Annotated in this window: 18 protein-coding genes; 9 read left to right on the top strand and 9 right to left on the bottom strand. The window is 41.2% G+C overall.

Annotated features, from left to right (window positions below):
• Positions 1-585: 585 nt before the first annotated feature.
• The gene (locus VF06_RS04580; protein ID WP_099067328.1) at positions 586-933 is read left to right on the top strand and encodes a hypothetical protein; all 348 of its coding nucleotides are present in this window, start codon (positions 586-588) and stop codon (positions 931-933) included.
• Here the strand turns inward: VF06_RS04580 and VF06_RS04575 are convergent.
• The 4 genes from VF06_RS04575 to VF06_RS04560 form a co-directional block, all read right to left on the bottom strand.
• Entirely contained in the window at positions 930-2,084 is a 1,155-nt protein-coding gene (locus VF06_RS04575; RefSeq protein WP_099067327.1) for an amidohydrolase family protein, read from the bottom strand. The genes VF06_RS04580 and VF06_RS04575 overlap by 4 nt on opposite strands.
• A 118-nt stretch (positions 2,085-2,202) precedes the next feature.
• Positions 2,203-4,776: a GAF domain-containing protein gene (locus tag VF06_RS04570; RefSeq protein ID WP_099067326.1), complete on the bottom strand. Its 2,574-nt coding sequence runs from the start codon at positions 4,774-4,776 to the stop codon at positions 2,203-2,205.
• A gap of 92 nt (positions 4,777-4,868) precedes the next feature.
• Positions 4,869-6,218 (bottom strand): glutamine synthetase family protein, encoded by a 1,350-nt coding sequence (locus VF06_RS04565; protein WP_099067325.1) that lies wholly within the window; start codon positions 6,216-6,218, stop codon positions 4,869-4,871.
• Between the two features lie 778 nt (positions 6,219-6,996).
• Entirely contained in the window at positions 6,997-7,452 is a 456-nt protein-coding gene (locus tag VF06_RS04560) for a DUF4385 domain-containing protein (protein WP_099067324.1), read from the bottom strand.
• 168 nt (positions 7,453-7,620) lie between these two features.
• On the opposite strand from VF06_RS04560, the gene VF06_RS04555 reads away from it, so the two are divergent.
• Together VF06_RS04555 and VF06_RS04550 are read left to right on the top strand one after the other, a co-directional pair.
• Positions 7,621-8,088, top strand: coding sequence for a VOC family protein (locus tag VF06_RS04555; RefSeq protein ID WP_099067323.1), 468 nt, complete (start codon positions 7,621-7,623; stop codon positions 8,086-8,088).
• A 27-nt stretch (positions 8,089-8,115) separates the two neighbouring features.
• Positions 8,116-8,409, top strand: a complete 294-nt coding sequence (locus tag VF06_RS04550; RefSeq protein WP_099067322.1) for a hypothetical protein — start codon at positions 8,116-8,118, stop codon at positions 8,407-8,409.
• A gap of 150 nt (positions 8,410-8,559) precedes the next feature.
• Here VF06_RS04550 and VF06_RS04545 read toward each other — a convergent pair whose 3' ends face one another.
• Positions 8,560-9,279 (bottom strand): class I SAM-dependent methyltransferase, encoded by a 720-nt coding sequence (locus VF06_RS04545; RefSeq protein ID WP_371411459.1) that lies wholly within the window; start codon positions 9,277-9,279, stop codon positions 8,560-8,562.
• Positions 9,280-9,324: 45 nt separating this feature from the next.
• On the opposite strand from VF06_RS04545, the gene VF06_RS04540 reads away from it, so the two are divergent.
• Both VF06_RS04540 and VF06_RS04535 read left to right on the top strand, forming a co-directional pair.
• Positions 9,325-10,143, top strand: a complete 819-nt coding sequence (locus tag VF06_RS04540; RefSeq protein WP_099067320.1) for a class I SAM-dependent methyltransferase — start codon at positions 9,325-9,327, stop codon at positions 10,141-10,143.
• Positions 10,144-10,503: 360 nt separating this feature from the next.
• On the top strand, positions 10,504-12,747 hold the full coding sequence (locus VF06_RS04535; protein ID WP_257208110.1) for a cation:proton antiporter domain-containing protein: 2,244 nt from the start codon (positions 10,504-10,506) through the stop codon (positions 12,745-12,747).
• A gap of 13 nt (positions 12,748-12,760) precedes the next feature.
• Here the strand turns inward: VF06_RS04535 and VF06_RS04530 are convergent, their stop codons facing one another.
• The 3 genes from VF06_RS04530 to VF06_RS04520 all read right to left on the bottom strand — a co-directional run bounded on the left by VF06_RS04530 (position 12,761) and on the right by VF06_RS04520 (position 15,151).
• Positions 12,761-14,329 carry a metallophosphoesterase family protein gene (locus VF06_RS04530; protein ID WP_099067318.1) on the bottom strand — a complete coding sequence of 523 codons (1,569 nt, stop codon included), beginning with the start codon at positions 14,327-14,329 and terminating at the stop codon, positions 12,761-12,763.
• 173 nt (positions 14,330-14,502) lie between these two features.
• Complete coding sequence (locus VF06_RS04525) at positions 14,503-14,928, bottom strand: type II toxin-antitoxin system VapC family toxin (protein ID WP_099067317.1); 426 nt, start codon at positions 14,926-14,928, stop codon at positions 14,503-14,505.
• Positions 14,929-14,935: 7 nt separating this feature from the next.
• Positions 14,936-15,151, bottom strand: coding sequence for an antitoxin family protein (locus tag VF06_RS04520; RefSeq protein WP_099067316.1), 216 nt, complete (start codon positions 15,149-15,151; stop codon positions 14,936-14,938).
• A gap of 347 nt (positions 15,152-15,498) precedes the next feature.
• Here VF06_RS04520 and hflX point away from each other — a divergent pair, with 347 nt between their 5' ends.
• From hflX to gshB, 4 genes are all read left to right on the top strand, one after another.
• Complete coding sequence (gene hflX, locus VF06_RS04515; protein ID WP_099067315.1) at positions 15,499-17,247, top strand: GTPase HflX; 1,749 nt, start codon at positions 15,499-15,501, stop codon at positions 17,245-17,247.
• A 249-nt stretch (positions 17,248-17,496) separates the two neighbouring features.
• A complete protein-coding gene (locus VF06_RS04510; protein WP_099067314.1) occupies positions 17,497-18,222 on the top strand; it encodes a PEP-CTERM sorting domain-containing protein in 726 nt (241 codons plus the stop codon).
• Positions 18,223-18,549: 327 nt separating this feature from the next.
• Positions 18,550-18,822: a glutaredoxin 3 gene (grxC, locus tag VF06_RS04505; protein ID WP_099067313.1), complete on the top strand. Its 273-nt coding sequence runs from the start codon at positions 18,550-18,552 to the stop codon at positions 18,820-18,822.
• A 200-nt stretch (positions 18,823-19,022) separates the two neighbouring features.
• Positions 19,023-19,997, top strand: coding sequence for a glutathione synthase (gene gshB, locus VF06_RS04500; RefSeq protein WP_099067369.1), 975 nt, complete (start codon positions 19,023-19,025; stop codon positions 19,995-19,997).
• 487 nt (positions 19,998-20,484) lie between these two features.
• Here the strand turns inward: gshB and ftsZ are convergent, their stop codons facing one another.
• A complete protein-coding gene (ftsZ, locus tag VF06_RS04495) occupies positions 20,485-21,786 on the bottom strand; it encodes a cell division protein FtsZ (protein WP_099067312.1) in 1,302 nt (433 codons plus the stop codon).
• Positions 21,787-22,348: the final 562 nt, after the last annotated feature.

Genomic DNA, 22,348 nt, shown 5'->3' with positions numbered 1-22,348 from the left:
CTAATTAGCTAAAAGCAAGTGAAACTTTAGCTGGTGATTTAAAGAAAAAAGCTGAAAAATACCATATCAAATCCAGCAGATTTGAATAAGTAACAATAGGATAATCTTGCTACCAAAAAGTTGTTTTGGTTATAAATTTCGATGTCTTGAAAAAGCATCTTTAGTTTTCAGTTATAGCTATAGGTACACAGCGAAAAGTTTGTAGCTTGTTTCCCGCAGGTTGCGCCTGTTTCCGGTGTTCAAAGCTTTTCAAGTCAAAAGTTTACCCAATTTGATTAGTGATGTACTCGTACCTCACGAAATTGAGAGACGCTATATGAATTTATGGTGTCAGTTTCATCAAATCTAAATATGTTGTTAGTAGGAATTTTATGATGCTAAAAATACCTAGATATTTTCCAGTTGAAAACAAGAATCAGAAAACATCAAGCGACACAATAACTCCTTTTCAAAATTTGCCTAAAACTGATTCCAATATTAATTACCTGAAATCCTTTGATACTGCTTTTATTGCATATTACATGATGGGTTTTGGGAATTTTTAAATTTTCAAGCAGCTACAAACTTTCTGGCGAGGATAAAATTATGAAATTTAGAGCTTTAGTAAATTCTGCTTTAATTATTGCCTCTATAACTTTTATGCCTGCAATTGCTGGCGCTCAAACAGTCAAAAACAATCATAACGGCAGTTATCTACAACCATTTAATATTGTCTTTCTTGCTTATCAAGGATATTTGGAAGGACAAGGTATTCCCAGTATGGGCACTTTGTTATATCAATATCAAATAGGAAAAGTGACTGCAAAAGATGTAGTTGAGGCTGCCATAAAGGCGAAGAAGTTACCAGCAGAAGTTATAAATGATGAATATTATCTCAGCGCAGTTGAGTTACAATTATCATCATTAGGGAATGGTAATAAGTTACGTAACTAATAGGATTTGGGATTGTCAAGGCGAGTGGAGCTAATTTTTCGCGTATACAAAGCCAAGGCATTTTGACGTAAAATTGCCAATGCGATCGCCTCTGCTTCACTCGCAGTAATATCAGAATCTTGAATTGCTTGTTCTAGTACTTCCGCCAACAGCTGACGCCCCCATTTTGCCGCCAAATAATACAACTCTGGAATTGAGTGTGCATCAGAGGAATACATCAATTTACTCGTAGGAGTTAATTCTAATAATTGGTGTATAGTGTCTCGCATTCCAGATACACTTAAGAATGGTATTGCTAAACCAAAATCCAAATAAACTTGAGGATAAACAGAGGCAAGATATCCCGCTTCTCGCATATAAGGATAGGAAGCGTGTAGCAGTACAATTGGTGCATGGCGATATTGTGGTGATTCGAGGAGCGATCGCAAATGTAAAGGATTCGCCAATCGTAAATCTAAATCTGGATCGCCGTAGCCAGTATGTAATTGTATTGGTAGCCTATATTTAGCAGCAATTAACAACGCTTGTTGTAACAAAAAATCAATCAGTGGTTTGTTTACCAGCCGCAGAGGTTGATTTTGCACCTGTTGTTTTAACTGATAAAAGTTAGTAGCAGCCACATCCGTAGCAACAAATTGAATGTCTAAGCCAGTGCGGTAACAAACAATGCTTTTAAAAGCTACAACTTCATTTGGTGGCGGGTCAATTTGGCTGGTAAATGTTTGCACAAAAGTATCAAAATCTTCGATTTGAGGAATCAACTGTTCTGCTAATACTTCCAAACGCAAAATTCTTTGCACTGAAGTAAATTTTTCATGCCATGATATGGGCAAAATATTTTCTGGTTGCAATCCATCATCTAAATAAATCGCTTCCAAGTTAGCAGCACTGAAATAAAGTTGTGTTAAATTTTCTAGTCCCAAGTTTTCGCGACGTGCCAAAATTGCTGCTTCCTGAGGTTCACATGCTAATAAAGTGGCAATTTCTCTTAAGCTGCGCCGATAAAAGAAAGTTTGGCGGGCATGATAATTGATAATTTCCGAATCATAGCCTTCGGTAAAAGCAGCAGCATAAGGATAACGCTTAGCTACTTCAGGTCGTAACAAATTGTGCGCGTGTTGGTCAATTAAGGGAATATCAGCAAGATTCATAAGAATAAGCAATAGTGCGCCCTGTAGAGACGTTGCACTGCAACGTCTGTACAACGTCTTTACAACGTCTGTGCAACGTCTCTACAACGTTTGTGCAACGTCTGTGCAACGTCTCTACTCAGTTATTTTCAGCAGCTTGATACGCTTGTAAAAGCCTAGCATGGTCGAGAGTAAATCCTACTTGCATGGCTATTTGGGCAAATAAATCAATCTCAGGCTGTTCCCAGTCACGGGGGGCAGAACACTGATGTCCAATCAACAAGCCAAATAGTTGCTCATCTTTGATAATGGGTGCAACTAAATTTGCTTTCACACTAAAGGATTCCAGCAAGGTAATATGGCAGTCTGTTAAACCTGCTTGATAAATGTTCTTAATTGCCACAACCTGACCAGATTTGTACTTTTCCACATAGGTTTGAGTGAAACAGGGGTCATGGATTTTAGACCGCAAAACTTTGGGATAACCGGGAACCACTGATTCTGCAATGATAATGCCGAACCAATTGGCGTAAAAGCTATAAATCAACACTCGGTCGATACTAAGTGCTTTGCGAACTTCTTCCACAGTGGTTTTGAGGATATCTTCTTCTTTGAGTGATTGGCGAATGCTGCGGGTAATATCCATCAATAACTGACTTCGCATACTTTCAGCGTTGATTCGTTGCAGCAGTCTAGCATGGTCAAGAGCAAATCCCACTTGGATGGCTATTTGGGCAAATAAATCAATCTCGGACTGTTGCCAATTTCGGGGTCTAGAACATTGATGTGCGATTAACAAGCCGAATAGCTGTTGATCTTTAATAATGGGTGCAACCAAGTTTGCTTTTACACCAAAGGATTCTAGCAGGCTAATCTCAGAATCATCCAAACCGATTTGATAAATGTTGTTTACGGCTAAAACGCGTCCGGATTGATAATCTTGTAGATAGCCTTGACCTAAACATAGGTCTTGGACTTCAGCTCGTAAAATTTTTGGGTAGGTGAGAACAACAGATTCGGCAATTACGGTTCCAGACCAATTAGGATTAAAGCTATAAACCAGCACTCTATCAGCGCTGAGTACTTTACGAACTTCTTCTACAGTGATTTTCAGGACATCTTCTTCGTTAAGTGATTGGCGAATGCTGCGGATAATATCTGCTAGTAACTGACTTTGCACAGCTTCCGCTTCGATGCGTTGTAGCAGTCTCGCATGGTCGAGAGCAAATCCCACTTGGATGGCTATTTGGGAAAATAAATCAATCTCAGACTGTTGCCAATTACGGGGTCTAGAGCAATGATGTGCAATTAATAAGCCAAATAGCTGTTTATCTTTAATAATCGGTGCAACTAAATTTGCTTTGACGGCAAAAGATTCCAGCAAGTTGATGTGACAATCAGTCAAACCTGCTTGGTAAATGTTGTTTGTGGCTTGAACGCGTCCAGACTGATACTTTTGTACGTAACCTTGACCAAAACATGGGTCTTCAATTTCAGACCGCAAAACTTTTGGATAACCTGGAATCACTGATTCGGCAATTATAATTCCAGACCAATCAGGATTAAAGCTATAAACTAGCACTCGGTCAGTACTAAGTAATTTACGGACTTCTTCTACAGTTATTTTCAGAACATCTTCTTCATTGAGGGATTGGCGAATCCTACGGGTAATTTCTATAAATAGCTGAGCTTTATTCGCTTTAGTATCTACCTGTTCTAGAACCGTGGCATAATCAAGGGCAAAACCGATTTGCATACCTATGTGAGTGAATAAATCAATTTCAGATTGCTGCCAAAAGCGAATTCTAGAACACTGATGTGCAATTAATAAACCGAATAATTGTTTATCTTTGAAAATAGGCGCTACTAAACTAGATTTGACAGCAAATTGCTCTAGTAAATCAATATCAGCATCTGTAAGATCTGATTTATAAATATTATCAATGGTGCGGATAGTACCATTTTGATATTTTTCTATGTATCCCGCCTCTAACCCAGGATCGGAGACTGTAACCCCCAATATTTTTGGTAACCCTGGTGCTACTGATTCTGTGATAAAGCTGCCATTAGAGTTGGAATTGAAGGAAAAAATAGTTACGCGATCGAGGTTTAAAGCTCTACGAATTTCTTCTGAGGTCGTTTTAAGAACGTCTTCCTCGTTGAATGATTCTCGAACCCAACGGGTAATTTTGAGCGATAGTTGCGAGTAATCAGTTTCGGCTGCTTTTTCCTGTTCCAAAACTGAAAGCAAGTTTGTGAATAAGCTGATGTTTCTTTCTAACATCACTAATTCATCATTACTGGCAATATAAACTTGAGTAAACTCACTATCTGGACGCAGCTTATTTTTGATGGCGTTAGTAGTTTCAGCAGCGTTTTTGATTCGCGTAACAGTTCGATTAACTACAAAAGTTGCCACCGCACCCGCCAAAACTGCTGTGACTCCGACACCAGTTAATAAAAGTGATAGTTTTCTTTCTAAAGCTAGTTCAATTTCTGTTGAACTTTTGCCATTGTCAAGTCTTACTTGCGGGATTTTTTTAGTAATTATATCAATACCGGAATAGTAAGTAACTGTTCCAATTGCAACTACAGGTAGGACACTGATACTTAGTGCCCAAATTATAGCTTTAGTCTTTAAACTCCATTTTTGTTGCCACAGATTTTGCTGACGATTTCGTCTTGCTTGATTTTGAGAAAAAGACTTATTCATAAATGAAACCTGAATGCGTTGCAATGTAGCAAGTCAAGTAAATAACTTCTTATTATCATTACCTAATAATTTTTGTGAAAACTACTACAAGTTTAGTATTTCTCTAATAAAAGTTTGACTTCTGCTTGTAATTCCCAATCTTTCATTGCTTCCCACTCAGCTTGACGCACTGCTAAAAAGGCTTGTGACAATTGTGGGTTCAAAGCAATTAAAAGCATGTTATCGCGCTTCAAAAATTCTAGGGCTTCACCCAAGTTTTGTGGTAAAAGGTCAATACCATTGGTATGACGTTCTTCAATTGGCAAATGTCCGGGATCTTGTGTAACGGGATTCCCTGGTTTGAGGTTTCGTTGCACGCCGTCGATTCCGGCTGCAATTACAGCACCTAAAGCCAGGTAAGGATTAGCCGATGCATCAACGGTTTTTAACTCAAAATGGGTGGAACCATTGAATGCAGGATTGCTTGGTACTCTCACAGCTGCTTCTCGGTTGTCTAGTCCCCAACAACGAAAAGCACCACTCCAACAGTGGGGGCGGATGCGGCGGTAAGAATTAGTACTAGGGGTAGTCAAGGCCATCAGTGCCGGCAAACGATCTAGAATACCAGCGATAAATGCTTCGCCTATGGGGGAAATACCGCAGACACCTTGGGGGTCTGGTAAGAGATTTTGACCGTTACGCCAAATACTAAGATGAATGTGACAACCGCTACCAGCTGCATCAGCAAAAATTTTCGGTAAGAAAGAGGCTGTAAGGTTGTGTTGATGAGCGATCGCTTTGACGGTTTCTCTAAAAGTAATCTGCCAGTCTGCTGCCTGTAAAGCATTAGTATACCGTATGGAGATTTCCTGTTGACCTGGGCCGGATTCTGGATAATACTGCTCCACAGGAATTCCTTGGCTAATGAGTGCTTGGGCAATTTCATCAATTACTACTCGATTTCTATCCATTGCTTGGGTAGAAGCGAAAACCGTAGAATCTGCGGCTACAATTCCCTGTGATGTTTGCTGTAACAGGTAAAACTCATTTTCAAATGCAGCACGAATTTCTAAACCTTCCCGTCTGGCGGCTTCAATCATTCGCACTAAAAAATTACGCGGACACAATGCCCAAGGACTACCATCAAGTACCATGTTTCCCATGATAGAAGCATGTCCTGGAGCGTAGGGTAAAGGAGTGAAGCTAAACCAATCTGGTATTAAGCGGATTTCACCTACTGGACTAAGACCAGTTTCAGGAATAACAGCATCATACATTACAGGTACTCCCTGCTGTCCTGCGGAAATGCCTACGCCATAGTTAAAGTAATGAGATAACATTTCCACATGAACCGCTTTACCACGAATGATGTTAGCGTTATCACACCAGAGAATACGAACAAACTTGATTCCAGCTTCTTCAAGAGATTTTTTAACTTTCTTAAACGCTTTATTTGCTGCCATTTTTGCAGAATACGCAATGACTTTGTGAAAATTATCGTGTTTTTGGTTGAATTTGACAATTTTTTGACTTCAATTTCTTTTGAAAGAAAGAACACGTAACAGATAATATTAATTTATAGTGATTATAAACACACAAATAATTACGTGGTTTTTCGGTTATATTCCAATACAGTTCAGATAAGGGACTTCTAAATAAAAAAATATTCCATAGAAGACTGTTGACTGTTGACTGGTGATGCTTGACTCAGAATAATTTATTTTTTGGAGTTCCTTAAGCCTGTTTTTTCTTGTCCTTGTCCCCTGTTCCCTTACCTCCACACATCAAGTTTCTTAATACCAAGCGTATTGGCTATATAGTAATCCGATTTGATTCCTGAAATTATCTGCGTAGGTAGGGAACAGGGAATAGGGAACAGGGAACAGAAAAGAAGGGTATAGATGTGTACTGAATCTTGTTCAAAAATCAAATAGGAGTCCTATATTCCCCTTCTCTACTAGCTTGAAAGTGTGGAGTAGAAAGTAGGGAATGAGAAAAGACTACTGGTTCATCGCATTAGTTACGAGGGGTAAATAAGTTTGTAGTTAGGACTTTAGTCCTTGATTTTTAAGCACTGAAGTGCTTACTACAAACTCATCAAAATTAATACGATAGACCACTACTTTCATATTTGACCCTGAAACTTGCTTTATCTAGACTGCCTTTTACAAGTTAAAATGACAGTCAACAATCAACAGTCAACAGTCAACAGCAATATTTTTCACAACTTAAATAATATTCCTATAATTCATACTTTTGTTTATGTCTTGCTAAAAGTTGGATATATTTTTCGTTTGTTTTTGCTTGCAGCCATTTAGCTTTAAATATAGCTGCTGATTCTGCTTTTATTGGGTCTACTTCATAAGGTAAAATTTCTTGAGATGAACCTTTTTTATATTTCCTGCCACTTTTATGATTAGCATAACGGCGGGAGCGAGTATAACCCATTTGCATAAATTTTCGCGCCATATCTGCTCCAACAAAATCATTTTGTTCTAAATAAGCAAGAAACATTTCATAGATTTTTTCGCTAGATTCTTTGGCAATTTCAGGGGTTTTGAATCGCCAGTGAGGAAGAATTTCTGATTTGTATGGTTCTATTAAAAGTACACCCTGCTCGCCTTTGCCAATGCGATAGAGTTCGGGATGTTGGCGAAAATCGATATTTTGAAAGTCTAAGGAATAATCAAAAGGCATAGGAAAACAGAATTCAGGAGTCAAAATAAATCATCTGCTGGATTTTCTAGCACTTGGATAGAAAATTTATTGTGAATTTTGACTCTTTTGTTGATAGGTTCTCATTAGGAATAGTAAACTTTAAGAAAAAAGTTCAACTTCTATCTCTGTAGGGAAATTTTGTTTACTATGCTATCTAGCAGTCAATGTGCAAACAGTGTCCTTGTTCCAGGGGATTTGCGGAAAGTGCATCATATTGCGCTCAATGTCAAGGATATGCAAGCTTCCCGACATTTTTACGGGACTATTCTAGGTTTGCATGAACTTACCGGCGACGAAGTACCCGCAACCTTGGTGGAATTGGTGGCATCTGGAAAAGTAGCGAATTTCATCACCCCAGATGGTACGATATTGGATTTATTTGGGGAACCAGAATTATCACCACCAGATCCCAATCCTGAAAAGACATTTACTAGAGCCTATCATTTGGCTTTTGATATCGAGCCGCAGTTATTCGATCGCGCCGTGGCAGTAATCAGAGAAAATAAAATAGCGATCGCTCACGGCCCAGTCAGTCGTCCCACTGGTAGAGGTGTGTATTTCTATGACCCAGATGGCTTTATGATTGAAATTCGTTGCGATCCAGAAGCTAGCTAATTCAGGAGTAATCACAAAATATCTCTTATGAGCGCGAAACTCACGCAAATATTCAAAGTAATTGAAGACACAATTACCAAACCGCCGATTCCCCACGAACCATACAAACAATCATTAAAGGCCTGGGCGATGTATTGTCTGCGGGACAGAGGTTTTAAGGTTGTTTATGCCCAAAATGCCGACTTTGCTATTGAAACTAAAGGTGAAGAAAAACTCTATTTTAAAGTTTCCAATAGCGATGATGATTTAGATAATTCTATTAGCTGGATAGTTTGGGATAGTACAACCAAAACCGCGACTTTTGTACCTCAAAATATATAGCGATTCTAAATAATTTGTGAAATATTACTTTGGATTGTTGAATGTTGACAGTTGACAGTTAACCGTCAACATTCAACAGTGAACAAACTTAACAAACAACTGTGCAATTTAAAAGCCCAGTAGCTTATTTTATTATGACTTGCTGGATATTTATTTCGCCAACAAATCACTACCATTGGGTTTTTCAAACACCATTAAATGCTGTTGAGGTAACAAATTTTTAGTTTCGCGCCAAACTAAACCAACAGCTTGCATTTCTTTGCGGGCTTGTTTTTGAGTCATTTTATGCAGAGGTTTAATCATGATAAAAGGATTTTCACCCCGATACTCAACTAATACTACCCTCCCTCCAGGTTTCAGTGCTTTGACAATTTTTTGCATCACTTCTTGGGGATATGCCAATTCATGATATGCATCTACCATTAATGCCAAATCAATACTTTCAGATGGTAAATTTGGGTCAGTGAGAGTTGCTAAAACAGGCTCAACATTGGTAATATTTTTCTCTTGTTTGAACAATTCAATAATTTCTAACATTTCTGGCTGAACATCAACAGCCAACACTTTGCCTTTTGTTAACAGTGGCGCGATGCGAAAACTTAAATAACCAGTACCAGCACCAATATCTGCTACCACATTGTCAGGTTTCAGGTTCAGGATGCTAACGATTTTACTTGGCTGTTCTTCCACTTCTCGCTTCGGTCTTTCTAGCCAACCGGCACCGGTGTATCCCATAACTTTGGCAATTTCTCGCCCCATGTAATATTTGCCGATCCCATCTGGACTATGGATGATATGCTCTTCGTAAACAATGGGTAAAGAGGCGGCTTGTGCTATCAAGGTTGGATTTAGCAACAAGCAACTCAACATCACACCAAGAGTTACTATAAAGTGTAGAAAAATTGACATTTACTTATGACTGATGTGGATAGTTATAAACAGCAACTAAAAGAATTTTATGGTAGTAGAACTACTTATGATCGTGAAGAAGGTACTCGCCATCCTCTAGATGCCAAAATTTTACTTGAATTTGTACCTCTACACTCAGGTCAGAAAATCCTTGATGTGGCCACTGGAACAGGTTTAGTAGCGATACCCGCAGCAAAAAAAGTTGGATCTGAAGGCTATGTCATTGGGATTGACATGACCCCTGGAATGTTGCATCAAGCAAGACAAAAAATTACAGCAAAAAAATTACAAAATATAGAATTGATAGAGGCAGATGCTGAAGATTTCAATTTTAGTGATAGTAGTTTTGATGTTGTCTTTTGCTGTGAGGCGATTGTACTTTTTCCTGATATCCTCGCTGCTTTACAAAAGTGGTATCGCTTCCTAAAAATAGGAGGGTTTGTGGCATTTACTTGTCCTCCCGAAACTGCTTATATGGCCTCTCTTCAGCAAAGAATCTGCGCTAAAGTTTTGGGTGTATCGCTACCACATATCCTTGAACCACTTGGAACTACAGAAAAATGTCGTAAATTGCTCACTCAAGCAGGTTTTAAAGATATCGAAATTAAAATTGAACCATCAGGACGTTATCGGCCTGTAACAGATAACAGATTATCACAGACAATAAATAATATAAATTTTAAAGGTCATCCTTTATTGTCAAAATTATCACCAGAACAATTAAATCAGTTGCAAGTTGAATACAAAGCAGAAATTGAAAAACTAGCAACTGCTCAAGGTATTTGGGAAGACACCACAAAATTCTTTGTTCGCGCTCAAAAATAAGTTGATGAGCTTGGCTACTGAACTGAGAACTCAAGGAAGCATCTCAATTTTGCAAAAATATACAAAAATCATGCAAAAATCCTTTTGAACTCTCTTATCTTTGTGTCCGATTCTGCGGGAAGTCGCTAACGCGTCTATGCGTCCTTTGTGGTTTGTTGATTCAATCTTTGAGGTAAGTTACAATCTCGTAGTTTAATAAACTTGCCCATTTGCAATGCTCCCAAGCTCAAGGCGATCGCTCATCATAATCATACCTTTTGGAATCAAATTTTAATCTTCTAGAGTGATGTGGAAGTAAACACTAACACTCTTTACTGAAAGCTAGCTTTTTCAAAATTTTTTATGCAAAACCTATCCCTAATGTTACTGCCTGTACTAGCTACACAGAAAGGAGCAGGTGCTAGTCTGATTAAACCTCTCGGTCATCACGAACTGCTGTTGGTGCTGGTACAACTGTCGCTGTTGCTTTTAGTAGCGCGGGGATTAGGTGAGTTCATGCGCCGGATTAACCAACCACCCGTTGTTGGAGAATTACTGGCTGGTGTGCTGCTTGGCCCTTCTTTATTTGGTTTGCTTTTTCCAGACTTACAGGCGCATATCTTTCCCAAAAGCCAAGAACAGTCTGATTTACTTTCAGTAATTTCTTGGTTAGGGGTGTTATTTTTGCTGATTGTGACAGGTCTAGAGACAGATCTAAAACTGATTCTGCGTAAAGGTAAAACGGCTTTGCTGATTTCACTCGGTGGAATTATTGTCCCTTTTATCACCGGATTTGGACTAGGCTGGCTATTGCCAGATAGTTTTTTAGCCGACCCAGAAAAGCGACTGGTATTCAGTCTGTTTATCGCCACAGCAATGAGTATTTCAGCAGTACCTGTGATTGCTAAGGTGTTGATGGACTTGAACCTGATTCGCCGTGACATTGGTCAAGTTACCTTAGCAGCCGGTATGACCGACGACACCATTGGCTGGATTTTACTTTCTGTGGTTTCGGGTTTAGCTAGCAGCGGCAAATTTGACTTTGGGACAATTTTCCACTCCGTGAGTGCAGCAGTATTGTTTCTCGGCATTGCCTTTACAATTGGGCGTACCATCGTAGACCAGATTTTGCGCTGGGTTGATGACTACGTTGGCGGCATCGCTGCTAGTATGTCGGTTGTGCTGGTTCTTTCACTCTCCGCAGCAGCATTCACCCACGCATTAGGACTAGAAGCAGCCTTGGGTGCTTTCGTGTTGGGGATTCTGGCGGGACAATCCCGCCGCTTTAGTAGTGAAGCTGGACACATGCTAGAAGTATTCACAGCCAGCTTTTTAGCGCCAATTTTCTTTGCCGCCGCTGGCTTGAAAGTTAACTTGCTAGCCCTATTAGTTCCCCAGACCTTGATATTTGGTTTGATTGTGCTTGCTGTGGCCTGTATTGGTAAATTTACGGGTGCTTATCTTGGTTCTCGTGTAGGGGGGTTGAGCCATTGGGAAGCTTTAGCAATGGGTTCCGGGATGAATGCGCGTGGAGCAATGGAGATTGTTGTTGCCACAATTGGTTTATCTTTGGGAGTCCTCAATCCGCAGATGTACTCAATTATAGTCATGGTGGCGATCGTAACTTCTTTAATGGCTCCAGCACTCTTACGTTTCACCCTGTCGAAGGTGGTTATGGGTGAAGAGGAAGCTCGACGTTTAGAGCAAGAAGAACAGTATAGCCGTAGCTTTATCAAGCGGATACATCGTATTTTAGTGCCGACTAGCGGCGGAAGTAACATCCAACTTGCAGCCCAGTTAGTTGGTTATATGGCTCATCAAAACCAGGTAGAAGTCACAGCTTTATACGCTTTGAGCGACAAGCAGCCCCCAAAGAAAGCACGTCGTACAGCAACCCAAGTGAAAGATACTGCTGCTGAGGAAGCTCTTGCTTGTGTGACTGAGGAAATGCAATTATCTGCTGATACCACCTTACAAATAAAAACGGAGTCTGGGCACAGTAAGGCAGAGGTGATTCTGAATGAAGCAAACAAAAACTATGACTTAATTGTACTGGGAGCTTCTGAACAGATACGCCCTCAAAAAGCATTGTTCAATTTACTTGTTGACCGAGTAGTGCAAGAAGCCCCTTGTGCAACAATGGTGGTGAAGTCGCACCTACCCCAGCCCCAAGGTGAGACATGCAAAATCGCTCAACAACAGCTGAAAAACATTCTTGTGCCAACAGTGGGCACAGAATACAGTAAAAATGCTGTAGAAGTAGCAAGTACCATCGCCGCTCACACTGGGGCAGTAGTCACTATTGTCAACGTGATTAACTTACCACAGGTTGAGTATATTCTTTACGAACAGCGATCGCTAGCTCCAGTAAAGGAAATCGCGGAAGATCTGTTAGAACAGCAAGCAGCAATTGGTCGTAATTTAGGCGCTGATGTCCAAACTTATATCCTTCAAGGAACCAGCCCAGAAAAGGAAATCCTCAAGTTTGCCCAAAGCAAACAGGCTGACTTAATTGTTTTAGGGAGCAATATCCGAATGGTTACGGGTCGTGTTTTCTTCGGTCATAGAGTAGATGCAATTCTCAATAAAGCACACTGTCCAGTAGCTGTGATTACTGGGCCATAGTCTTTTTAACTGCCTAAATCACAAAAGATTCAAATTCCCTGTTATACCATTCTTCACCAATACGCTCAGTAACTAGCGGTTTGACAATAAACTTCGGTGGACTACCATCTAATACATCAATCCGCACGCCAGAGTAAGGCAGTCGCTTTTGTAAATTGTATTTATAGCGACCAATAAAAAGCTTAGAATCAGCAATTTTACGACTGCGATCGCCAGCCATTTCTGCAAAAGTCTCCATCAATTCAGTGCCCTCTTGCCGTTGATACCGGGGGCGATGACCGCTACCACCAGAGATAATGCAATTAATGTGGGAATCCGCAAATCCTGTGTCAGTTGTGCGGAGATATTCCAAACAATGGGCGTGACCGTTTAAAATCAAATCCACTATGGGGCGCTCTTTTATTAAAGAACCAAGAGTTTTAGCCACTTGTTCAAACACCAAGCGCAAACGATGGCGAACCGCTAAGGTTTGTGCCTGATGCCACTTGGTAGCTTCTGTAACATAGGGTGGATGGTGGAAAAAGATTACGCGTCCCCGCACCTCGGAGGTATTCCAAGACTCAATAAGTCTAGTTCGTAACCATTCTAGTTGTTCAAAATCGATGGTAAGTATTTTCTCTGATGCTAGTTGTTTTTCAATATCGATTTTAATTTCATCAATTTGGTCTAATTTAGCACTCAGTTCATCTAGTTTTTCCGCTTCAGTAGGTTTATCAGGATTGAGTCCATCGCATATTTTCAAAATTTGCAATTCTTCTGTATCTATTTCATGACGGCGCTTTTGCAATTCCTGACGGTAAATCTCTCCCTCTTGAGTTGCAGGTAAAGGTGATGGTGTATTAAATGTATTAGAATCCAGTGCGAAAAAGTCGATTCCCCCGTAACGAAACGTATAATAGCGATTGGGTAAACGGGTGAATTTTCCCGGCTCGTAGCGCAAACAGCGTCCTGTGTCAGTTTTAGCAGTGTAGTGTCGATCTAAATGCCGTTCTAACTCTTGGGAAGACATCCCCGCAGTGTAATCCATAAACGCCCGTGCATAGGCATTCCCTTGATAGGAACCATGCCAGCCAATCTCAATATCTTTGTACTTCAACAGCCGACGTAGAGACCATGTTGTACCCGTAAATAAACGGTACAAGAACGGCACATCGTAGTAATCATGATTACCAAGTACTGGCAAGAATGGTAGGTTAAACACCATTTGGTTATAGGAAATGCTTTTGGGGTTGTGGCCACCTACAAGAAATTCCCGATAAGGCTGAATAAAATTTGTTGAGTAATACTCATGAGAACCCACCACATAAATTACATCTCCTGTGTGCAACACAAAACTGCAATCCTCACGGTGAGGAAGCATCAGTTCGGCAACTTTTCGCTGGGGGTGGTGTGGAGAATGGGATTTAGTACCAGAATCACCGATAACCATAAAAGAAAATTCTGGACTATGATTTTTGCCATCGTCGATGGCCAAAGTGGTTTGGTCAATTCCCCGTTGCACAAAACTCGGATGCATCCACCGCACCCGTTCCTTCATCTTCTGAATTTTCACAGGAATCGGTGGATCGAAAATCAAATTCATGGCTGATAACTCGTGAAAGCCTAACGCACAAGCTGATTGTAACGGAATAATAAGGAGTGTTGATTGTTGACTGTTGACTGTTGATTGGGTACTGAGAAGATATTTCTAAATATTTATTTACTATTACCTAGTTGCTAGACCTTATTTTTCAGTCAACAGTTAACACTCAACAGTCAGGGCAAATTTTCTCGCAATAATGCTCGAAACCCTGCTTGTTGAAAATGCTCGTCAGCAGTTAAGGCCTCGGTAATTCCGCTATATTCCATGACAATAAAAGATATGCAATCGCCAAATCCCCATTCTTTCTCAGTGCGATCGCAATAAAGTTGAAAAGCACGTTCGTAGATTTCTTGGGAAAGGGGGACAATTTCGACTTTCGAGTCTGCTACCAAAGAATTCAATAATATAATCGCTGCCTGACGATAAGGTAGCTGGCATAGGGCATTGCCAATTTCCAACATCACAGCTTGTGTTGTCACTAAACGAGTTTCTGCCGCTTGTAACATTTTAGCGAGATGTAAAGCTCGGTGATGCAAGCGATCGCTTGGTGCAGATAAGGCAATAGCAAATGATGTATCCAGAAAAACTTCAGAATGCATGAAAAGTTTATTTAGCGTATAAATACTTGTCTATATTGGCAGACCAATCACTTGGCCCTTGCAGACTAAGCGATGGTGCTGTTTGCAAAAATGATACTGTTTCATGTTCGCTGGGCGGTAAAATTTCAATACTGATTCGCACGCGGGTATTAGTTGGCAGCACGATGGGTTCAGACGGATAAAACACTTTGCCATTAAATATGGCTGTAATTTTTTCTACCATTTCCTCAAAAAATTCTTTTAGTCTATCCTAAGCTGGTTGCGGGAATACGGGTAGGTTAAGTTGGGCATTGGGTATGTTGACAGTTGACAGTTGACAGTTGACAGGGGATTTATTATTCTCCCCTACCCCCCCTGCCCATCTCCCTTGTCCCCCTTGTCTGCCTCATCTCCCCATGCCCAATGCCCCATGCCCCATGCCCTATTCCCAACCTCAACCAATAATCTCCCTGCGTAAGTTCCGAATAATTGAGATTTCATCCCTCAAAGGAAAGAGTTTGCACCCCTTAGCCTGTTGTAAAATAGACTAAAGAAGGATTCGGGGGGCCATTTAACTGGTCAGAAACGCCTATAGAGACTATCTTTGGAAATCTCCAAGGTCTAAAGACCAGCCAGCTGAAACAACTACAGCGGCTTTATCACCAGCGCATACCAGGCGATCGCATCACCACGTCTGAATTTTCCCAGCGTCTGGCAGCAATCAGTACAGAACTCAATCACCCTGTGTGTGCCTATCTCAACCGTCGCGGACAAGTGATTCGTGTTGGGGTAGGCACGCCGCGTCAAACGCAAATTCCACCTTTGGAATTACCTCGTTATGGCGCAGAACGACTCAGTGGTATTCGTTGTATCGCCACTCATCTTAAGTCTGAACCGCCCAATGAAGCGGCACTCACGGCTATGGCACTACAACGTTTAGATGCTTTGGTAGTGCTAAATATTACCGGAACAGGATTTACCCGGCGGGGAGGCGGCGCTACTGGCTACGTCAAAGAAGCTTATTTGGCTCATCTGACGCCGCAACAAGACTCGCGGACTTTGATTACAAGTCCTGCTGGCTTCAACATAGAACACAAGCAAGTCCAATCTCCGAGTTGGAATATATCGCCTCCTCTGGATTTGGAAGAACTGGCACAGCAGGATTTAATCGACTTGGTGGAAAATCTGGAAGCCGAATTCCAGCGAGAATTTGTCGCCCAAGAAGTAGATGCTGACCACGATCGCGTGTTAATTGTGGGGTTAATGACTGATGAAATGACCCCCCAACAATTCCAAGACACCCTAGCGGAATTGGCTCGTTTAGTTGACACCGCTGGGGGAGATGTATTACAGACAATACAACAAAAGCGATCGCGCATTCATCCCCAAACAGTAGTCGGCGAAGGCAAAGTCCAAGAAATCGCCCTCACAGCCCAAACACTGGGAGTAAATCTCGTCGTCTTTGACCGCGACCTCTCACCCTCCCAAGTCCGCAACTTAGAAGCGCAAATTGGTGTCCGCGTAGTTGACCGTACCGAAGTAATTTTAGATATCTTCGCCCAACGCGCCCAATCCCGTGCCGGTAAATTGCAAGTAGAACTAGCACAGTTGGAATATATGCAGCCGCGACTAACTGGTAGAGGTCGCGCCATGTCCCGACTCGGTGGTGGTATTGGGACTCGTGGCCCTGGTGAAACTAAACTAGAAACTGAACGACGTGCGATCGGGCAACGGATTTCGCGATTACAAAAAGAAGTTAACCAGTTACAAGCGCATCGTTCGCGCTTACGACAACGACGACAGCATCGAGAAGTTCCTTCAGTAGCTTTGGTTGGTTATACCAATGCTGGTAAATCTACTTTGCTAAATGCTCTGACTAATGCAGAAGTTTATACAGCCGACCAGCTATTTGCCACTCTCGATCCTACTACCCGCCGCCTAGTAATTCCTCATGGCGAAACTGATGAACCTCAAGAAATTCTGATTACAGATACAGTGGGATTCATACACGAACTACCTCCATCCTTAATGGATGCCTTCCGCGCCACTTTGGAGGAAGTTACAGAAGCCGATGCCCTACTGCATTTAGTAGATTTATCTCATCCAGCTTGGTTGCGTCATATTCGTTCGGTTAGGGAAATTCTCGCACAAATGCCAGTCACTCCCGGCCCGGCGCTGGTTGTTTTTAATAAAATCGATCGAGCCACTAGTGAGACACTGGCTTTGGCTAGAGAAGAGTTTCCTTTGGCGGTGTTTATTTCTGCTAGTCAGAGGTTGGGATTAGAAACTTTACGTCAGCGCCTTGGGCAACTGATTGAATATGCGGTTGATTGTGGATAAATACTGAAATCAAATAAGTTTTTAATTATCAAATCACCCAGTATTATTACTGGGTGATTTTATTATGTGAAGAGAAAAATGAAGTCTTTTTGAATATGAGTCTTGTATTGTGGACAACTTAAAATCCAGTATTTAGAGTGGGAGAAGGCTTTTCACTCGGTGCATCTGATTATACATGGATAGCAAGCAGCAAATTCCCATAACTACCAACAAAGTCTTACCATTTCGTTTTCCAAAACATTGATTAACATGAAACATTTATTTTCCACCGCAGCAATACCTTCGTTTTTAGCTGCTACTGCCGTTGTGATATCGTCTTCTGCCTTTTCCCCAGCTAATGCCGCTTCGATGAGTTTTACTATTAACGACTTCACCGGCGCGGATACTAGGGTAAAATTTACCTTAGATGATGCAGCAGCAGGGTCAGGCAAAATTCAGTTTAAAGTAGATTATTTATCTACTGGCAGTAACACAATTGCTGACATTCGCGGTATTTTCTTCAACATTAAAGATGACTCACTCCTCAGTGGTCTCAAAGTAGTCGGTACAGATATAACAGCCAGCAAATTTGGCCCTGCTGGAACAATTAACTCCATTGGTAGCGGTAGTAACAATTTAAATGGTGGTGGCGGCTTCTTTGATGCCGGGGTAGAAATTGGTCAAGAAGGTATCGGTCAAGGAAAAGGTGACATTCAGTCTACGATCTTTACCCTATCCCATACTTCCCAAGCTTTAACATTGGCTCAATTTTCTGAGCAAGACTTTGGGGTGCGGTTAATGAGCGTCGGTTCTGGAAACAATCGCAACGGAAGTAGCAAGCTCAAAGGACAAGCCCCTTACTACACTCCTCCCCCACCTCCACCAAAAAAAGTACCTGAACCTAGTACAGTAGCTGCCCTTGGGCTATTTGCTCTGGGTGCGCTGAAAGTAGCAAAGAAAAAAACTTTAGCGCCAACTTCAATAGCAGTTTCCTAAAAACTGCATAATGACACACCAGTTATATTCCCTAAGAGAATACAATGTCTAGTTATTCTTTTAGTAGAATCGGGTGTGTCTTTTTTAATCTTATAGATTTCTTGATTCATCAGATACTCAAATATACTTTTAGTAATTCATATATATTAATGATTTTGACATCAACATTATCTCAGCCGAAAGCCTAAAGTTATTATTTTCTGACTAACTTTTATTGTTGCGAAACCAGTTAGCTATTTCTCAAAATCAAATCAAAACAAAATGGGGCAGCTACACTCCATAACAAAGTTCTAAAATTAAGGAGTATTAAATCATTTTGAGGACTTTATGGCTGCAAAAGTAGAAATTTACACTTGGAGGACTTGCCCATTTTGCATCCGTGCTAAAAATCTGCTGAGAAACAAGGGAGTTGAATTTATCGAATACAGCATTGACGGAGATGAGGCAGCCAGAAATAAAATGGCTCAAAGAGCAAATGGACGCCGTTCTTTACCGCAAATTTTCATCAATGACGAGCATGTTGGTGGTTGTGATGATATCCACGCTTTAGATAATCAAGGTAAGCTAGACGAACTACTAACTTCTAGCAATAGCGTTTAGTTCAAAAAATATCGCTCTTTCTGGCGACAAGCCGCTGGACATACACGGCAGTCGCTACAATTCTCGAAAAGTAAGGCAGTGCAAAAGCGCTGTCTATTAAAATATTAGGTTCTAAGCTATGCCCATACATCAATTGGTGAGAACATCAGGAGATAATAGTTGAATAACCATTTAATTTTCTGGTGATTGAGGCAGACAGCGTGAAACTGGCTTTTATCATTGATCCCATCCATCAGCTTGACCCGTGTCATGATACTAGCGTTGCCCTGATGGAAGCAGCGCAAATCCTGGGACACGAAGTTTGGGTGACTCAGACAAATCTGTTGAGTGTGGTCGGGAGCAAAGCTTGGGCTGTCCTACAGCAAGTCGAACTTGTACCGGTGGAATTGGATGAGGGACGCTGGATAGCAGCGAATCCTTGGTATAAGTTGAGCCAACGCTTTTTCGCTTCCTTAGAAACAATGGATGCCGTATTCATGCGGACAGATCCACCGGTCAATGATTCCTACCTGTACGCTACCTATATTCTCGATTACATTGACCAAAATCAAACTTTGGTGATTAATAGTCCTAGCGGTATTCGAGGGGCTAATGAAAAAATGTACGCCCTCCAGTTTACCAAAGCAATTCCAGAAACCATTGTTAGTGCTGATAAGCAGTTTATTAGAGAATTTGTGGCAGCAAAGGGGACTGCGGTTCTCAAACCATTGGGTAACAAAGCTGGGGAAGGAATTTTGATTTTGCAATCAAGCGATCGCAATTTCAACTCCATTATCGAACTCAGTACTCTCCAAGGTAAAGTACCAGTGATGGTGCAGACTTATCTACCACAGGCAAAGGAAGGAGATAAACGAATTATCTTACTCAATGGCGAACCCATAGGTGCCCTGAATCGCCTTTCCAGTGGCACTGACTTTCGCAATAATATGGCCACTGGTGGTACAGTTGCCCAAACCGAAATTACTCCAAGAGAGCATGAAATCTGCACCCAAATAGCTGAACGTTTACGCCAAGAAGGCTTAATTTTTGTGGGTATTGATGTTATCGGTGGCTACCTGACTGAAGTTAACGTCACCAGCCCCACTGGTATTCGTGAGATTGACCGCTTAGATGGTACTCGTCTGGCTCATCAGGTGATTCAATGGATTGAAGAAATTTTAAAAATTAAAAAATAATTTTTATTTGTGTCCTATTCTTAGCAAATATACTGAGTTAGGACACTTGCATAATTTTTTCACGCTACTTAATACCAAATCAAAATTGGCGTATTAAGAAAGGCGACATAACAAGGGTTTGGCAGCATGTATCTGTTGCATTGTTTCTTTCAGTTGGTATAAAATTAAGTAAACATATTTCTTGAGTTAAATAAATTACAATCATAGATGTAGCCATATCTACAAGGAGCAAGGTCTACATACACATCCTGAGTCGAGCGGGTCGTTCTGCTTTTTTGACAAAAGCACAGCTAGACATGGAAATCAGTGGATTCCTGCCCAAGTTGATTTTGTAAGTAGCGTTGAGAAATTTTTCTACCAATTAGCAATATTAGGGATGGCAACGTATTGCTTACCCCTACCTTTGGTAAAACCCTGAAACTAGCAGATTTTATACAACACTCAGCCTGGTCTAAGACTATGAAGTTAATCTCAAATCCAAAATTTCTTAATTCCGTGGTGTACGTCGGTTTTTCAGAAAATCAGGTATGTCTAGTCCCAGTTTTTCTTTTGGTTCTGGAATGGGAGTAGGGCCTGGAGTTGGAGTTGGAGGATTAATTGTGGGTTGTTGTGTTGTTGGTCGCTTGGGAGTATTGGGTGCTACCCGAACATTAGCCACGCTTTGTTGTGGTGCTGTTTGTACTTCACCTGTAAACCCAGTAGCAATCACAGTAATTCTGACCTCGCCTTGGAGTCTGTCATCAATGACAGCGCCAAAAATAATATTAGCGTTGGGATCGACTACTTCATAGATTGCTTCTGCGGCAGCGTTCACTTCATGCAAAGTCAAGTCAGTACCACCAGTAATATTAAAGACTACACCTCTAGCGCCTTCAATGGAGCATTCTAGCAAAGGAGAGGAAATAGCTGCGATCGCCGCTTCTCTGGCTCTAGATTTTCCAGAGCTAACACCGATTCCCATCAATGCCGATCCTGCATCTGCCATTACAGCTCGTACATCCGCAAAGTCAACGTTTACCAATCCGGGGATCGTGATGATATCAGAAATACCTTGCACCCCTTGACGCAGCACATCATCTGCATAACGAAAAGCTTCTTGTACCGGGGTTTGTTCCGGGATCACTTCCAGGAGTTTGTTATTGGGGATAATAATCAGCGTATCTACCCTACTTTTTAGTCCTTCAATACCTTGTTCTGCTTGGCTGGTGCGGCGGCGTCCCTCAAAAACAAATGGACGTGTAACCACGCCAACAGTCAGAGCGCCCATTTCTTTGGCTACTTCGGCCACAATGGGAGCTGCACCTGTTCCAGTACCACCTCCCATACCAGCAGTGATAAATACTAGGTCTGCACCCTCTAAAGCCGTGGCAATTTCATCTCGTGATTCCTCAGCCGCCTTTTGACCAATGGCAGGATTACCACCTGCTCCCAAACCCCGTGTCAGCTTCTGTCCAATTTGTAATCGACTAGGAGCGCCAGCTAGAGTTAGGGCTTGAGCATCAGTATTAATTGACCAAAACTCTACACCAGAGACATCAGACTCGATCATCCGATTAACAGCATTACCACCACCACCACCGACACCAATTACTTTAATATTGGCAACCCGACCGGGGACAATTTCCCCAATGCGGCTGTTTTCAGGAGAAATCTTCTTATTATCGTGATTTTGTCCGAAGTTCAACCCAGAGTTAAAGGGATTGGTGGAGTTAACTGCCAAAGAGAAACCGGGCTGTCCGGTAGATTGGGAATCTTTATAGGTAAGTCCTTGGTTATTATCAAGTGTCATTGGATTTGTGAGAGGTAGATAAACGACTTTTTGGGGTGTTATTCAACTAAGAGTCAACTATAGTTTGACACTGCCATAACATTGTGGCAGTGTTTTTTATTGTTTTCACTACTGCCAAGCCTAACAGAATTCGTTGTGCGAAAATTTACTCTGGGGTACGCTTTTAAAATAGGCGATGGCACAACAAATTCTACAGAAGTAGAATTCCATCTTACGTAGTCAAATATAGCCACACTACTACAGATATGTCTGAACAACAATAATTTCTGCATAATGTTGAATACATTGCAATACCTACATGTATCTAAAAGCCTTCTGTATAACTTCAACCAGATATTAATCTGTTCATTTTCCTCCGTAGATGGCATAACTTGTAAGCACACACTACATTGGATTTTTTTTGCCTTAATAATATTGTTAATAGATTTCACCATTGGGGATGATTGCAATTTAAGACACAAAATTTACATGATACTTACTTATCCTAGAGATGGAAGTAAGGAATAATTTGCTTGTCAGACTATACCTGATTAATTTGTTATTTGGGGAGTCTTAATGGACA

Origin of the sequence: Nostoc linckia z4 (assembly GCF_002608075.1) — a bacterium.
Taxonomy (GTDB): Bacteria; Cyanobacteriota; Cyanobacteriia; order Cyanobacteriales; family Nostocaceae; genus Nostoc; species Nostoc linckia.
Note: the sequence above shows the minus strand (reverse complement) of the source record. Positions and strands in the feature narration are given on the sequence as shown.

Coding starts and splice junctions, on each gene's coding strand:
- VF06_RS04560 (WP_099067324.1), bottom strand. CDS start 7,452: ATGCCTTTTGATTATTCCTTAGACTTTCAAAATATCGATTTTCGCCAA.
- VF06_RS04555 (WP_099067323.1), top strand. CDS start 7,621: ATGCTATCTAGCAGTCAATGTGCAAACAGTGTCCTTGTTCCAGGGGAT.
- grxC (WP_099067313.1), top strand. CDS start 18,550: ATGGCTGCAAAAGTAGAAATTTACACTTGGAGGACTTGCCCATTTTGC.
- VF06_RS04545 (WP_371411459.1), bottom strand. CDS start 9,279: ATGTTGAGTTGCTTGTTGCTAAATCCAACCTTGATAGCACAAGCCGCC.
- VF06_RS04540 (WP_099067320.1), top strand. CDS start 9,325: ATGACTGATGTGGATAGTTATAAACAGCAACTAAAAGAATTTTATGGT.
- ftsZ (WP_099067312.1), bottom strand. CDS start 21,786: ATGACACTTGATAATAACCAAGGACTTACCTATAAAGATTCCCAATCT.
- VF06_RS04565 (WP_099067325.1), bottom strand. CDS start 6,218: ATGGCAGCAAATAAAGCGTTTAAGAAAGTTAAAAAATCTCTTGAAGAA.
- VF06_RS04575 (WP_099067327.1), bottom strand. CDS start 2,084: ATGAATCTTGCTGATATTCCCTTAATTGACCAACACGCGCACAATTTG.
- VF06_RS04525 (WP_099067317.1), bottom strand. CDS start 14,928: ATGCATTCTGAAGTTTTTCTGGATACATCATTTGCTATTGCCTTATCT.
- VF06_RS04550 (WP_099067322.1), top strand. CDS start 8,116: ATGAGCGCGAAACTCACGCAAATATTCAAAGTAATTGAAGACACAATT.
- VF06_RS04580 (WP_099067328.1), top strand. CDS start 586: ATGAAATTTAGAGCTTTAGTAAATTCTGCTTTAATTATTGCCTCTATA.
- VF06_RS04570 (WP_099067326.1), bottom strand. CDS start 4,776: ATGAATAAGTCTTTTTCTCAAAATCAAGCAAGACGAAATCGTCAGCAA.
- VF06_RS04510 (WP_099067314.1), top strand. CDS start 17,497: ATGAAACATTTATTTTCCACCGCAGCAATACCTTCGTTTTTAGCTGCT.
- VF06_RS04520 (WP_099067316.1), bottom strand. CDS start 15,151: ATGGTAGAAAAAATTACAGCCATATTTAATGGCAAAGTGTTTTATCCG.
- VF06_RS04535 (WP_257208110.1), top strand. CDS start 10,504: ATGTTACTGCCTGTACTAGCTACACAGAAAGGAGCAGGTGCTAGTCTG.
- VF06_RS04530 (WP_099067318.1), bottom strand. CDS start 14,329: ATGAATTTGATTTTCGATCCACCGATTCCTGTGAAAATTCAGAAGATG.